Below are 13,889 nucleotides of genomic sequence, written 5' to 3' on the forward strand. Positions count from 1 at the left end.
AGCGAACATTATATTTATCCGATGTGCGCGGCGATTTGGTCTGCTAGTCTGGAACAGACTAAGGCCTTTCCACTGGCGTTTTTTTTAAAGTTCTTTAATAACCATGGTTTGCTGAATATTACAGACCGTCCGCAGTGGCACACCATAAAAGGCGGCTCAAGAGCATACATTGAGCCGCTCACCCGAAGCTTCGCCGACCGCATTAAATTAAACAGCCCGGTCAAGTCAGTTACTCGCACAGACCAAGGTTTAGTTGTCACTATTGAAAACGGCGAATCCGGCATCTTCGATGAAGTTGTGTTTGCCTGCCACAGCGACCAGGCGTTACGTATGCTTGCTGAACCATCGGACGCCCAAAAAGCGGTACTTGGCGCTATTCCCTATGCCGAAAACGATGTGGTGCTGCACACAGACACCAAACAACTTCCCGATCGCCAATTGGCGTGGGCTAGCTGGAACTACCGGTTAACCGGTTCAGCCGATGAGCAGGTCCGCCCTGCTGCGGTAACCTATAACATGAATATTCTGCAGCGTTTAATTACGCCGGAGACCTTTTGTGTCAGTTTGAACTCGCCCGCAATTAACCAGCAAAAGGTGTTGGGTGAATACCGCTACGCCCATCCACAATTCAGTGAGGCCATGGTTGCTGCACAGAGTAAACGCCATACTATCTGCGGCGTTGATCACGTGCACTTTTGCGGGGCATACTGGTACAACGGATTTCACGAGGACGGCGTGCGCTCAGCGATCGACGTTTGCAAACGATTTGGCGAGGAATTGTAATGGAAAGCGCCTTGTATACCGGGAAGGTATTACATCAACGCTTTACGCCCACACAACACGCGTTTTCCTATGGAATTGCCATGATGTGGTTACAGTTGGACGAAGTGAATCAACTGACCCATACTGTGAAAGGGTTTTCAAATTGCCGTCGTGCAGCATTTGAGTTTCGCCGAAGCGATTACCTTGGTGATCCAACTCTGCCACTTAAGCAAGCGGTGCTACATCGCATCAATGAACTGCATGATGAGCCCGATCTGTTAAGTGGCGATATTTTTTTATTAGGCCAGGCCAGACATTTTGGTTTGTACTTTAGCCCGGTTAACTTTTACTTTTTACGCAACAGGCAAACAGGGACATTCACACATATGCTTGCAGAAGTAAGCAATACGCCATGGAATGAACGGCACCACTATCTGGTAGACCTTGCAGTACAGGCCGATACAGTAAAAGCCTTTCATGTATCGCCATTTAACCCAATCGACATGGTGTATCGCTGGCACATTCAACAGCCATCCGAGTCGTTCTCTGTTGGGTTAAGTTGCTATAAAGGCAACAAACATTTCACCGCCATGATGCATTTAGTGCATCAGCCATTGAACTCAAATTCAATTTTGAACGTAATCAAATCTATACCGAATATGACACTCAGAACTGTCGTCGGAATCTACTGGCAAGCTGCTAAACTATGGATAAAGCGTACGCCAGTATATTCATATCCGATAAATAGTCAGGAATAAACCATGGCCAACAGTGAATCAGCTCTTTACCCAACACTTTCGTTTTCATCGTTCGATAAAACATGTCGTCAAATATTTATTTCTTTAATGCAAACTCTGCCGGAGGGCTATCTTGTTATTAAAGAAAACGACGTGGTTATTGCTCAGTGCGGAAACAGCAGCAGCGATTTGCACGCAGAAGTGAATATACATTCGCCAAAAACATACAAAAAGTTACTGTTTGGCGGCAGCGTTGCTTCGGGTGAAACCTACACAGATGGCATGTGGAGCAGTCCGGAGTTAACCAATGTTATTCGGTTGTTTGCCCGCAACCTGCCCACCCTGGACCGCTGGGAATCCCGTTTCAGCTGGTTAACATTTCCATTGGACAAAATCATGCATTTGAAACGTCGGAATACGCATGATCAGGCTAAAAAGAATATTGCAGCGCACTACGATCTGGGTAATACACTCTATACTCATTTCCTTGACGAAAGCATGATGTATTCATCAGCTATTTACCCAGACCCCAATGCGTCGCTCGCCCAAGCGCAGCAGCACAAATTAAAAACCATCTGCGACAAATTACAACTTACTGAATCTGACCATCTTATTGAAATCGGTACCGGTTGGGGTGGTCTGGCCGTGTTTGCGGCCAAACACTACGGCTGTAAGGTAACCACCACGACTATTTCTGAGGAACAATACGCTTATGCCACTGAATGGGTAAAAAGAGAAGGCCTTGAGCGTCAGGTTACGCTATTGAAAAAAGACTACCGTCTGTTGGAAGGGACATATTCCAAACTGGTATCGATTGAAATGATTGAAGCGGTGGGCAAACCTTACTTAAACCAGTTTTTCAGCAAATGCGCCAGTTTGCTCAAACCTGATGGGTTGATGTTACTGCAATCCATCATCATTGATGACCGTCGGTACGACACCTACCAAAAAGGCGTGGATTTTATACAGAAGCACATCTTTCCTGGTGGCTTTCTGCCCTCACAATTGACTCTGAACGATCACATTAAACGCGCCAGTGACTTGTCTATTAGGGACTTACACGACATTGGTCTGGATTACGCGGCAACGCTCAGAGACTGGTTTGAGGCGTTTAGTGCTGCCCGGCCAGCGCTGGCTAAGCACGGCTATGATGACCGCTTTGCCCGGATGTGGGAGTATTACCTGAAATACTGCGAAGGCGGCTTTCTCGAACGCACCATCAGCACCGTGCAGTTGGTGTTAAGCAAACCCCGCTTTGAAGCACAAATGGCCCGTTAATGGGCCATTTTGTTTTTAAACAAAGGAGTGAACGAGGTTAACCGTCAGCCTGTTCAAGCACTGATATAGGCTTAGAACGAATGGGCTCACCCTGATTGATATTGATCTCAACCCGGCGATTGCGCGCTCGTTCTTCGGCGTTGGTTGGCTGTTCTACCAAAGGCTGTGTAGACGCCTTACCCACCACTGACATTCTCGATTCATCAAACCCCGATGCTAACCGAATTTCTTCTGCCACCGCCACCGCACGCTGAGCAGACAGATCCCAGTTAGAACGGTACAATTCATTTGAAATCTGCTGGCTGTCACTGTGCCCGGACACTTCAATCTGACCCGGCATGTCTGCCAGTATCTCGCCTATTTTTCGAATAATAGGTTTAAACTGCGGTTGCAGGAAAGCAGACCCAGCAGAAAAAGAGCCGTTTTCGCGAATCCGAATAGTGATTTGTTGCCCAAGGGATTCCATTTCAATAGAGCCATCCAGAATTTGCTTCTGTAATTGCTGGGCCACTTTCTTCATCATTTCAGCAATTTGTTCCTGGTTTGCCGCTTGCTGTGTAGACGCAGATTGATCAGTAGACGTTTGCTGAGACTGACCACCGCGCTGGGTACCACGCTGCTTCTGCCGGCCACCGGCGGAATCTTCGTCCCCCGCCTGAAACTCCAGCATTTGTTGGGTCATATCGATGGTTTGCTGCTGAATGGTATCGATGGGCGTGGGATCGTGGCGGCCAGGACGAAACTCCATGGCAATCACGCTGGTACCTTTCGGAATATCTTTTACTTCGATTTTATTCTGTACACCAAAGGCAAATTTCATCGAGCCAGCAATTTGCTTGAATTTGAGTACATCCATTTCAGAAAAGGCAAGCAGCAGCACGAAAAAGCACATCAACAGCGACATCAGATCCGCAAAGGTACCCATCCAGGCAGGAAGGCCCGGGGGTGGACATTTAGGACATTCTTCTGCCATATCGGTTACTCTTCCTCGCCACCAGCATTGCGCTTACTCGCCGCCAGATAGTTTTTCAGAATCCCTTCAATGACGCGCGGATTCTGACCGTCCGCAATCCCTACAATGCCATCAAGGATAAGAGACTGATTCAGCTTCTCTTCACCCAGCCGGTTAGTTAACTTGGCGGCAATGGGCAAACAAATAACGTTTGCCAAGAATGCACCATACAGTGTTGTTAGCAAGGCTACCGCCATCGCGGGGCCGATAGCTTTAGGATCATCCATGTTAGACAACATGGCTACCAGTCCAATCAGGGTTCCGATCATGCCCATTGCCGGCGCAATATCGCCCAGGCCCTTAAATATCGATACCCCAAATTCGTGGCGTTCTGTGGTCATGGAGATATCTTTTGCCAGCGTTTCACGTACCACGTCGATGTCGTGACCATCCACCAGCATGTCCACGCCTTTTTGCATAAATGGATTGGCAATTTCTGCTTCTTCTAAAGCAAGGAATCCCCCTTTACGCGCGGCATCAGCCATTTCCACCACTTTTTCGATAAGCTCTTCCGGCGTATCAATCTTAAACATAAACGCTTTGGCTGCAATTTTACCTGCGCCAAAAAATTGCCCCAGCGTAAACTGAGACATAACAACAAACAAACTACCGCAAAATACGATCAGTACAGACGGAACATCCGCGAACATGCTGAGGTCGCCCCCGAGGATCATGGCCATTACGATAAAGCCAATACCACCTAACATGCCGATTAAGGTTGCTAAATCCACTTGTATCCCTCAATTCACTTTTTGTGTTTGATGCGTTTTGTTATGGGTAACTATAGCTGCAAAACGTTGCAGCAGCATGTCGGTTTGGGAAATTTAATCTGCCACCGGCATGAACGCTATGTAATTGGTTTTCAGTCATTCTATCGGCAGATAAAAAATTTTCTACACCAGAAATTCGTTGTTTGCGATTACCGTGAGAATTATGTCGGGAAATTACAGACAGGTTGCATCAATGCAAAATATCACCAGCGTGACTGCAAACTATTTGACCCGTATGCGCCCCTCGGTTAATGTGCCCTCTTTATTTGGCAACAGAGAGATAACCGTGAGCGACAAAGCCTCCGATACGTCCCCGACATTTGAGCAATCCTTGTCTGAGCTTGAACAAATTGTCAGCGAAATGGAACGTGGCGATTTGCCTCTGCACGAAGCACTTAAGAAATTTGAACGCGGTGTCGCTTTGTCGCGTTTGAGCCAACAAGCGCTGTCCGAAGCCGAACAAAAGGTAAAAATCCTTACTGAACAAGGTAATACTGCGACGTTGCAGGATTTCAACCCAGACGACGAGCTGTAATATGTCGCTCCACGCAATTCAAACCACTGTTCGTCAGCAGGTAGACGAAGCCTTATCGGGGCTCATTCATGCGCTGCCTGGTCATGCCCCTGAATTAAAAGCGGCTATGCTGTACGCGCTTACCGTTGGCGGCAAGCGTATGCGCCCGTTATTGGTGCATTTAACCGGCAATATGCTGGATTTGCCCCGCACAGACCAACTTACCATCAGTATGGCTATTGAGTGCGTTCACGCTTATTCGCTGGTACACGACGACCTGCCAGCCATGGACGACGACGACTTGCGACGGGGGCAACCTACCTGCCATATCAAATTTAATGAGGCGACGGCCATACTAGCGGGTGATGCCCTGCAAACTCTGGCATTCAGTATATTGGCTGAACAACCTCTCAGCCGCTATGGCGATAAAAAACGCGCTACGCTCATTGCCAGCCTTGCCAAAGCGTCAGGTTATCTGGGTATGTGTGGCGGCCAGGCAATAGATTTAGCGTCCACCGGCCACACCATTACCCTTGATCAACTAAAGCAGTTACACCGTTTAAAAACCGGCGCGTTGCTAACCGCTTGCGTAGACATGGCATGCAAAGCCAGTGAAGCCATTACACCTGATAGTCATCGCTTGCTGTGTGAATTTGCAGAATTGATAGGTTTGGCATTTCAGGTACAGGACGATATTTTAGACCTGACCGCCAGCACTGAAACATTGGGAAAACCCAACGGTTCTGATGTTGCACTGGGCAAAAATACCTTCCCGTCGTTATTGGGATTGGAGCCATCGAGGCAAGAATTGGCAAAATTGCACCAACAGGCGCTTCAAGCCTTGGACGCTTTGCCCTACAATACAGACTACTTAGTGGCGTTTACCGATTTAATGGTTAATCGCGACCATTAATCCGCCAGACAGATACAGTATAAATATAACCAGAATGACTTTAGATTTAGCGCACTATCCTACTTTGGCCCAGGCCCGTTCACCGGACGCACTTCGCAAGCTCCCTCAAGACAAGCTGCGAGCCCTTTCCGATGAACTACGTCAGTACTTACTTACCTGTGTAAGTCAGTCAAGTGGTCACTTTGCATCGGGACTTGGCACGGTAGAATTAACCGTTGCACTGCACTACGTATACAACACCCCGTTCGACCGTTTGATCTGGGATGTGGGCCACCAGGCTTATCCCCACAAAATTTTAACTGGTCGCGCCGAGCAGATGGCTACCATCCGCAAGAAAGACGGTCTGCATCCCTTCCCCTGGCCTCCGGAAAGTGACTTCGACACTTTTGCCGTGGGTCACTCCTCTACGTCTATCAGTGCCGCTTTAGGCATGGCCATTGCTGCCGAGAAGGAAAACCAGGGGCGCAAAGTGGTTGCTGTAATTGGCGATGGGGCGATGACCGCAGGCATGGCATTTGAGGCTATGAACCACGCTGGTGACATCAGCAAGGACATGGTTGTGGTGTTAAACGACAACGAGATGTCGATCTCTGAAAACGTTGGTGCGTTAAATAGCCACCTAGCCCGCCTGTTAACCGGTAATTTGTTTAACAGTATTCGCGACGGCGGTAAAAAACTGCTCAGCAACGTGCCGCCCATCAAAGAATTCGCCAGCCGTGCTGAAGAACATATCAAAGGTATGGTAGTCCCCGGGACGATTTTTGAAGAGTTAGGCTTTAACTATATTGGACCGATTGATGGCCACGACATCAATGGTGTAGTAGACACACTACGCAACATGCGCCGCTTCAAAGGCCCACAGTTGCTGCATGTCGTTACCAAAAAAGGCAAGGGTTACCCCGAAGCTGAAAAAGACCCAATCAAATTCCACGCTGTGCCTAAATTTAATCCAGCCGATCAGGCTCTGCCAAAGTCTGCTGCGTCAAAGCCCTCGTATTCCGCTATTTTTGGCGAGTGGTTGTGCGACATGGCAAAAGCCGATCCCAAGTTAATGGCAATTACTCCTGCCATGCGCGAAGGTTCAGGCATGGTGGCGTTTTCTCAGCGCTTCCCTGAGCAGTATTTCGATGTGGCAATAGCTGAACAACACGCGGTGACACTTGGCGCAGGCATGGCGAAAGAAGGGTTAAATGCCGTTGTAGCTATTTATTCAACCTTTTTGCAGCGTGCTTATGACCAGTTGATCCACGACGTAGCGTTGCAGAATCTACCCGTGTTGTTTGCCATTGACCGCGCAGGTGTTGTCGGCGCTGATGGCCCAACGCACCAAGGGGCGTTTGATATTGCCTTCCTGCGTTGTATTCCCAATATGATTATTATGACGCCAGGCGACGAAAACGAATGCCGCCAAATGCTGTATACCGGACATATTGCCAAGCAACCCGCAGCGGTTCGCTATCCTCGTGGTGCCGGTAAAGGCATTACACCTGAATCCGTAATGACCGCACTGCCAATTGGTAAAGGTCGAACAATGCGTGAAGGCAAGCGTGTAGCACTGCTTAATTTTGGTACACTGCTCCCTTATGCGGAAAAGGCGGCAGAAGCGCTGGATGCGACACTCATCGATATGCGTTTCGTGAAACCACTGGACACTGAAATTCTGGATACGCTGCAACAAGATCATGATCTGTTCGTAAGCATAGAGGACGGCTGCATTATGGGTGGTGCTGGCAGTGCAGTTGCAGAATATGTACTGCAAAAACAATACAGTACCAAATTGCTGCAAATTGGTTTACCCGACAACTTTATTTTGCAAGGCACACAGGAAGAAATGTATGCCGAGTTGGGTATTGATGATGCCGGTATCGTTAAGCAGGTAAAGGCATTCACACAAGCCTGAACCACACAACACCATTATGCTAAAGGGTATGTGTAGTCACGTACCCTTTTTTATTGCCTTGTTTTATTGGTATAATTGGTTTGGTTGTCAAATGAAAAAAGACAAATCTGATTTAATGCGCATTGGCCAGCTTGCCTCATTGACGGGTTTGAGTACGTCTAAAATCCGCTTTTACGAAGATACGGGGCTACTCATACCGGCAAAACGCACCGCCGCAGGTTACAGGTTATACAACCAAGCCGCGCTGTTAGTATTGGATCTCATCCAACGAGGCCAGCAAGCCGGATTTGGCTTAAAGGACATGAAAGCCCTGTTACCCGATGAACAGGGAAAATGGCAAAAAGCATCACTTATCGCTGCGCTTGAAAGCAAAATACAGGATATAGACGCCTTGCAGACCACCCTGGCGGCTAACAGGCAGCGTCTTGAATCAGCGCTGAATCATATTGTAAATCAACCAGATGATACAGACTGTACAGACAATGCCAGATCCGTGGTTGAACAATCGCTTAAATAATGTAAGAACTGGCTTGACCTTCAAGTTAACTTTAAGCTTACAGTAATCTCAAGATCACTAACCAAACTGTCGTGCAATCCGTTCGCACAGTCACAATAAGATACCTATGACGCTGTTTACGCCACTTACACTGCCCAACGGCACCCTGTTACCCAATCGCATTGCTAAGGCGGCAATGGAAGAGAATTTAGCTTCATTCGACAATGCCCCGTCCCAGGCATTGTTCACCCTGTATGACACCTGGGCAAAAGGCGGCGCAGGACTGATTATTTCAGGGAACGTAATGATTGAGCGCAGGGCCATGACCGGCCCAGGCGGTGTAGTGCTGGATAACCTATCTAATCTGACCCTGTTTAAACACTGGGCCCAAATTGCACAATCGAACGGTGCTCAATGCTGGCTACAACTGAATCATCCGGGCAGGCAAATGCCAAACGACATGGGGCAGACCACTTATGCCCCTTCAGCCGTTGCGCTGGATTTAGGCAAATTTTCCAACCGCTTCAGTGTTCCACAGGCCATGACCGACGCGCATATAGAAACGGTAATTCAACAGTTTGCTCACTCTGCAAAACTAGCGGAAGACGCCGGATTCAGTGGTGTACAGATCCACGCTGCACACGGTTATCTGCTGAGCCAGTTTTTGTCACCACTCACTAACAAACGAACCGATCAGTGGGGTGGCAGTATCAGTAACCGTGCCCGGCTATTACTGCTCGTAATACAAGCGGTAAAAGCCGTTGTACGTGCCGGCTTTGCCGTTTCGGTAAAACTAAATTCGGCAGATTTTCAGCGCGGCGGCTTTTCCAGCGACGATGCAACCGCCGTAGTGCAGATGTTAAATACCGAGAGAATTGATTTACTGGAGCTTTCCGGTGGCAGTTATGAAGCCCCTGCCATGCAGGGAGAAGCGCGAGACGGAAGCACACTGGCCAGAGAAGCCTACTTCCTGGAATTTGCAAAAGCACTCCAACAACACGCCACTATGCCGGTAATGGTAACCGGAGGAATTCGGCGAAAAGCCGTTGCGGAACAGGTGTTATCCAGTGGCATTGATATGGTGGGTATTGCTACTGCACTGGCAATAGAGCCTGCCCTGGCGACTGTCTGGCAACAAAATGAAACTACCTCCCCAGCACTGCCTGTAATCCGCTGGAAATCCAAGCCAATGGCGTCACTGGCCACGATGGCAATGGTGAAATATCAGCTTTCCCGGCTGAGCAGAGGTAAGCCGAGCCAACAGAGGGTATCACCGATTTGGGCACTGCTACTCCAACAATTCAATAATTGGCAGCGCACACGCCGTTATCGCCTGGCAATGCAAGACACGCAGAAGGGAAAATAAAGGTTCTAAAGGGATCAGGCTGTGCCAGTTAACCACAACAATCCGTGCAGACAGGCACACGCCATCAGGCCTGCAATGATGTCGTCGAGCATGATGCCCAGTCCGCCACTCAGGTGTTTGTCGATGGGCCCGATTGGCCAGGGTTTCAGAATGTCAAATACTCGAAACAGCACAAACCCCACCAACAATGTGGAAACGGATAAAGGTACCCACATAAACGTTAGCAGAATACCGGCCACTTCGTCCCAAACAATCGAACCATGATCGTGTACCTGCATATCTACTGCGGTTTTACCGCAAAGATAGATACCCGCCACACTGGCTAATACAGCAGCGATGAACAGCGCATAACCAGGCATGAATAAAAACGGGATCAACAGGGGCATGGCAGCCAGAGAGCCAAAGGTGCCAGGCATAAGCGGGATCAGGCCACTGCCAAATCCAAGCGCCAGAAAATGGACCGGATTTTTAAGCGAAACGCGTTGCCTAAGCTGCTTATCCATGATCAAACTGATGTTCGTAGCCGGCTTTTTCAGGCAGAGAATAACGCTCGTCGTATAAGCGTAAATCGAGCTGGCCGGCATGACCAGTGATTTGGCCGATACACGTCGCCTTTACATTAGCATTGGCCAGCGACGTTTCCAAATTGCCACGCTGTTCTTCATTAACCGTGAATATCAGCTCGTAATCATCGCCTGCGGTAAGTGCATAGCGATAAGCGGCCTGAGCACCGACGGATTCAAATAACGCAGGGGAAACAGGTAGTCTGTCAACATGAATGGTCGCCCCACAGTTTGAAGCCGTGAGGATATGTTTTAGATCAGAAACCAACCCATCCGATACGTCTATACATGCATTGGCGGTGCGACGAAGGGCCGTACCGGCCATTACCCGTGGCGTGGGAAAATAATGGCGGTTAACCAAGTAGTCACGGTGGCGTGCAGGCACAGTTATGGTGTTTTTCAGGATATCGAGACCGGCTCCCGCGTCACCAAGGCACCCGGTAGCATAAATCCAGTCGCCGGGTTTAGCGCGGCTGCGTCGTAACTCATTGTTTGGTGGTATGAAGCCTTGTGCGGTGATCGTCATGGCCATTGGGCCTGCAACAGTATCACCGCCAATTAACTGCACAGAATAGTACTCTGTTAGCTCGTAAAGTCCGCGGGCGAACTCTTCAAGCCAGGCTTCATCGCAATGTGGTAACGATAATGACAAGCTGATCCATGCAGGCTCAGCACCCATGGCAGCAAGATCACTCAGGTTCACCGCAACTGCTTTATAGGCAACCGAACGCGCTGGTGCATCTGTTAAAAAATGCACACCCGCAATGAGTGTATCGGTAGTAACAGCGAGATGCTGGTTTTCAGGTACTTTAGTTACGGCACAATCGTCGCCAATACCTACCAACACATCTTTGCGCGTGTGACCACCTTGCGCAAAGTACCGCTTTATGAGATCAAATTCTTTCACAATTGTCGATGCAATATCTTAAGTGAATCACGATCAAGCATGACTTAGCAAGAAACTAACTGCTAGCCACGCTCGTGAGGACGCAAAGAGCGTACAGCCTTGTCGAGGGCGCCGTTAACAAATTTGTGGCTTTCTTCTGCACCGAACGCTTTGGCAAGCTCAATCGCTTCGTTTATAACAACTTTGTATGGGACATCAATCTGCTGAGTTAGTTCAAAGGTTGCCAAACGCAAAATGGCTTTTTCAATCGGGTCGAGTTCTTCGGGTAATCGGCCAAGATAGGGACGAATTTTTTCGTCCAGCTCAGCCGCATTTTTAACAACACCACGCAGTAATGTCTGAAAAAAGCTCATATCCACTTTTTTCATGTCATTACTGGTAGCGAGCGCAAGCTCAACCTGTTCTACAGCGTTGCCGCTCATTTGCCAGGAATAGACACCCTGGAGTGCCAGTTCACGGGCGCGACGGCGAGGAGATACTTTCACAAATCGCCCCTTTACGCTAAATCGTCAAGCGCTGACATGACATTGACCATTTCCAATGCGCCAAGTGCAGCCTCAGAACCCTTGTTACCCGCCTTGGTACCAGAACGTTCAATTGCTTGTTCAATAGAATCTGTGGTGATCACACCAAACGAAACCGGAATGCCGTACTCTAACGACACCTGAGCCAGGCCCTTGTTACATTCGCCAGCAACGAAATCAAAATGTGGCGTACCACCGCGGATCACCGCGCCAATGGCAATGATGGCATCAAATTTCTTGGATGCAGCCAGTTTTTTAGCGGCAACAGGTAATTCATAGGCACCCGGAACACGTACCAGGGTCACATCATCATCGCTGACTTCACCGTGACGCTCAAGCGTATCAAGCGCACCTTCAAGTAAGCTTTCTACAACAAAACTGTTAAAACGTGACACAACAATGGCAAATTTTTTACCGGTTGCGCGAATATTACCTTCGATTACCTGCATAGCCCCAATCCCGTAAGAATCCCGTAAGAAAAACGGCGCGAAGTATACCACAACAGCGCCAAAACCCAATCGTTAGTCGTGAATATACTCAACAACTTCCAATCCGAAGCCTGACAAGGCGTGATATTTGATTGGCTTGCTCAGTAAACGCATTTTCTGCACGCCCATGGCGGCCAATATTTGACTGCCGACACCCACGGTACGCGAAGAACCCTGCCAGTTTTTACCTACCGGTTGTTCACCGCGATCTTCTGCGGCAAAACGCTTAAGCTGTGCCTCCAGATCTTCTTCCTTACCTAATAGCACCAAAATACCGCCTTCATCGGCAATTTGTTTCATGGCGTCCGGCAGCGCCATAGAGCGTGAAATGCCGCGCTTTGAACCCAGAAGATCGCTTAGCGTATTATGCAAATGCACACGCACCAGAGTTGGTGTGTCGGCTGACACATCGCCTTTTTTCAACGCGAAGTGCAATTGATTGTCGATGACATCTTTAAAGGTGTGTAATTCAAACTCACCAAATTGGGTAGGCAGCTTACAGGTAGCGACTTTCTCGATCGTCGTTTCGTTTAAGTTACGATACTCAATTAAATCGGCAATGGTGCCAATTTTTAAGCCATGCTCCTCGGCAAATTTTTCCAGCTGTGGACGGCGCGCCATGCTGCCATCGTCATTCAGGATCTCAACGATCACCGCAGCAGGTTCACAGCCAGCGAGTCTGGCCAGGTCAACGCCCGCTTCGGTATGACCGGCGCGATTAAGCACTCCGCCTTCTTTAGCAATAAGTGGAAAGATGTGTCCGGGTTGCACAATGTCAGTAGCCTGCGCATTTTTAGCAACAGCCGCCAGAATAGTTGTCGCGCGATCCGCAGCTGAGATCCCGGTGGTGACACCTTCTGCCGCTTCAATAGATACGGTGAAATTGGTAGAAAACTGCGCTTCGTTTTTATCTACCATAAGCGGTAATTTTAACCGCTTGCAGCGCTCTGCTGTCATGGGTAAACACACAAGACCACGAGCGTGCTTAACCATAAAGTTAATGGCCGCCGGTGTAACGTGCTCTGCCGCCATGATTAAATCGCCTTCATTTTCGCGATCTTCGTCATCCATCAGGATAACCATCTTGCCTTGTTTAATATCTTCAAGGATTTCTGCAGTGGTATTGAGTGCCATAATCGTTCTTTTGTGTAGGGTTATCTTTTTAAATAGCCGTGTTCAGCCAGAAATGCCAGGCTGATATCGGATTGTTGTTGGGGTTCAGCGGCTTTGTCACCCAGCATGAGTCGCTCCAGGTAGCGGGCAATAACATCCACTTCCAGATTTACGCGGGTGCCGACCTGATAATGACGCATCACTGTTTCCTGTAAGGTGTGTGGAATGATCCACAGCATAAACTCACTGCCATTCACCTTGTTTACCGTCAGGCTGACGCCATCAACAGTAATGCTGCCTTTATGGGCAATGTACTTTGCCAGTTCGTCCGGGGCTTTCACCCAAAACTCAATGTAATCGCTGTGAGTAATGACTTTTGTAATCGAACCAACGCCATCTACATGACCAGACACAATGTGTCCGCCAAATCGGCTATTGGCCTGCATGGCTTTTTCAAGATTGACCTGCATACCAGGCTTATACTGAGCAAAACCGGTCAGGCGTATGGTTTCGGCAGACACATCAGCACTGTAGTGATGCGAGCTG

Annotated in this window: 16 protein-coding genes; 8 read left to right on the forward strand and 8 right to left on the reverse strand. The window is 48.7% G+C overall.

What is annotated here, in order from left to right; genetic code table 11:
- The 3 genes from ACLR2L_RS13665 to ACLR2L_RS13675 form a co-directional block, all read left to right on the forward strand.
- A partial coding sequence (locus ACLR2L_RS13665; RefSeq protein WP_413368748.1) for an NAD(P)/FAD-dependent oxidoreductase occupies window positions 1-783 on the forward strand: 783 nt, incomplete at its 5' end.
- Window positions 783-1,520 (forward strand): DUF1365 domain-containing protein, encoded by a 738-nt coding sequence (locus ACLR2L_RS13670; protein ID WP_140961648.1) that lies wholly within the window; start codon window positions 783-785, stop codon window positions 1,518-1,520. The genes ACLR2L_RS13665 and ACLR2L_RS13670, both read left to right, overlap by 1 nt.
- 3 nt (window positions 1,521-1,523) lie before the next feature.
- Entirely contained in the window at window positions 1,524-2,777 is a 1,254-nt protein-coding gene (locus ACLR2L_RS13675) for a class I SAM-dependent methyltransferase (RefSeq protein ID WP_413368751.1), read from the forward strand.
- A 37-nt stretch (window positions 2,778-2,814) separates the two neighbouring features.
- Here ACLR2L_RS13675 and ACLR2L_RS13680 read toward each other — a convergent pair whose 3' ends face one another.
- Complete coding sequence (locus tag ACLR2L_RS13680; RefSeq protein WP_413368753.1) at window positions 2,815-3,750, reverse strand: flagellar motor protein MotB; 936 nt, start codon at window positions 3,748-3,750, stop codon at window positions 2,815-2,817.
- Window positions 3,751-3,755: 5 nt separating this feature from the next.
- Window positions 3,756-4,520: a flagellar motor protein PomA gene (gene pomA / locus ACLR2L_RS13685; protein ID WP_413368755.1), complete on the reverse strand. Its 765-nt coding sequence runs from the start codon at window positions 4,518-4,520 to the stop codon at window positions 3,756-3,758.
- A 232-nt stretch (window positions 4,521-4,752) separates the two neighbouring features.
- Here pomA and xseB point away from each other — a divergent pair, with 232 nt between their 5' ends.
- The 5 genes from xseB (at window position 4,753) to ACLR2L_RS13710 (ending at window position 9,748) form a co-directional block, all read left to right on the forward strand.
- Entirely contained in the window at window positions 4,753-5,094 is a 342-nt protein-coding gene (xseB, locus tag ACLR2L_RS13690; RefSeq protein WP_370298080.1) for an exodeoxyribonuclease VII small subunit, read from the forward strand.
- A 1-nt stretch (window position 5,095) separates the two neighbouring features.
- Window positions 5,096-5,986, forward strand: a complete 891-nt coding sequence (ispA, locus tag ACLR2L_RS13695; RefSeq protein WP_413368757.1) for a (2E,6E)-farnesyl diphosphate synthase — start codon at window positions 5,096-5,098, stop codon at window positions 5,984-5,986.
- Between the two features lie 34 nt (window positions 5,987-6,020).
- Window positions 6,021-7,886, forward strand: coding sequence for a 1-deoxy-D-xylulose-5-phosphate synthase (dxs, locus tag ACLR2L_RS13700; protein ID WP_413368759.1), 1,866 nt, complete (start codon window positions 6,021-6,023; stop codon window positions 7,884-7,886).
- A gap of 91 nt (window positions 7,887-7,977) precedes the next feature.
- A complete protein-coding gene (locus ACLR2L_RS13705; protein WP_413368761.1) occupies window positions 7,978-8,403 on the forward strand; it encodes a MerR family transcriptional regulator in 426 nt (141 codons plus the stop codon).
- 106 nt (window positions 8,404-8,509) lie between these two features.
- A complete protein-coding gene (locus ACLR2L_RS13710; protein ID WP_413368763.1) occupies window positions 8,510-9,748 on the forward strand; it encodes an NADH:flavin oxidoreductase/NADH oxidase family protein in 1,239 nt (412 codons plus the stop codon).
- 14 nt (window positions 9,749-9,762) lie between these two features.
- On the opposite strand, the gene ACLR2L_RS13715 is transcribed toward ACLR2L_RS13710, so the two are convergent.
- The 6 genes from ACLR2L_RS13715 to ACLR2L_RS13740 all read right to left on the reverse strand — a co-directional run.
- Window positions 9,763-10,251: a phosphatidylglycerophosphatase A gene (locus tag ACLR2L_RS13715; protein ID WP_413368765.1), complete on the reverse strand. Its 489-nt coding sequence runs from the start codon at window positions 10,249-10,251 to the stop codon at window positions 9,763-9,765.
- Window positions 10,244-11,218 carry a thiamine-phosphate kinase gene (gene thiL / locus ACLR2L_RS13720; RefSeq protein ID WP_413368767.1) on the reverse strand — a complete coding sequence of 325 codons (975 nt, stop codon included), beginning with the start codon at window positions 11,216-11,218 and terminating at the stop codon, window positions 10,244-10,246. The genes ACLR2L_RS13715 and thiL overlap by 8 nt, the downstream gene beginning before the upstream one ends.
- A 62-nt stretch (window positions 11,219-11,280) precedes the next feature.
- Complete coding sequence (gene nusB / locus ACLR2L_RS13725; protein ID WP_140961667.1) at window positions 11,281-11,703, reverse strand: transcription antitermination factor NusB; 423 nt, start codon at window positions 11,701-11,703, stop codon at window positions 11,281-11,283.
- 11 nt (window positions 11,704-11,714) lie between these two features.
- A complete protein-coding gene (ribE, locus tag ACLR2L_RS13730; protein WP_140961669.1) occupies window positions 11,715-12,191 on the reverse strand; it encodes a 6,7-dimethyl-8-ribityllumazine synthase in 477 nt (158 codons plus the stop codon).
- A 72-nt stretch (window positions 12,192-12,263) separates the two neighbouring features.
- Entirely contained in the window at window positions 12,264-13,364 is a 1,101-nt protein-coding gene (gene ribBA, locus ACLR2L_RS13735; protein WP_140961671.1) for a bifunctional 3,4-dihydroxy-2-butanone-4-phosphate synthase/GTP cyclohydrolase II, read from the reverse strand.
- A gap of 20 nt (window positions 13,365-13,384) precedes the next feature.
- The coding region (locus tag ACLR2L_RS13740; RefSeq protein WP_413368770.1) for a riboflavin synthase at window positions 13,385-13,889 on the reverse strand (505 nt) is incomplete at its 5' end.

This window comes from Alteromonas sp. AMM-1 (assembly GCF_047290655.1).
Classification (GTDB): domain Bacteria; phylum Pseudomonadota; class Gammaproteobacteria; order Enterobacterales; family Alteromonadaceae; genus Alteromonas; species Alteromonas mangrovi.

Coding starts and splice junctions, on each gene's coding strand:
- ACLR2L_RS13670 (WP_140961648.1), top strand. CDS start 783: ATGGAAAGCGCCTTGTATACCGGGAAGGTATTACATCAACGCTTTACG.
- ACLR2L_RS13675 (WP_413368751.1), top strand. CDS start 1,524: ATGGCCAACAGTGAATCAGCTCTTTACCCAACACTTTCGTTTTCATCG.
- ACLR2L_RS13680 (WP_413368753.1), bottom strand. CDS start 3,750: ATGGCAGAAGAATGTCCTAAATGTCCACCCCCGGGCCTTCCTGCCTGG.
- xseB (WP_370298080.1), top strand. CDS start 4,753: ATGCAAAATATCACCAGCGTGACTGCAAACTATTTGACCCGTATGCGC.
- ispA (WP_413368757.1), top strand. CDS start 5,096: ATGTCGCTCCACGCAATTCAAACCACTGTTCGTCAGCAGGTAGACGAA.
- dxs (WP_413368759.1), top strand. CDS start 6,021: ATGACTTTAGATTTAGCGCACTATCCTACTTTGGCCCAGGCCCGTTCA.
- ACLR2L_RS13705 (WP_413368761.1), top strand. CDS start 7,978: ATGAAAAAAGACAAATCTGATTTAATGCGCATTGGCCAGCTTGCCTCA.
- ACLR2L_RS13710 (WP_413368763.1), top strand. CDS start 8,510: ATGACGCTGTTTACGCCACTTACACTGCCCAACGGCACCCTGTTACCC.
- ACLR2L_RS13715 (WP_413368765.1), bottom strand. CDS start 10,251: ATGGATAAGCAGCTTAGGCAACGCGTTTCGCTTAAAAATCCGGTCCAT.
- ribE (WP_140961669.1), bottom strand. CDS start 12,191: ATGCAGGTAATCGAAGGTAATATTCGCGCAACCGGTAAAAAATTTGCC.
- ribBA (WP_140961671.1), bottom strand. CDS start 13,364: ATGGCACTCAATACCACTGCAGAAATCCTTGAAGATATTAAACAAGGC.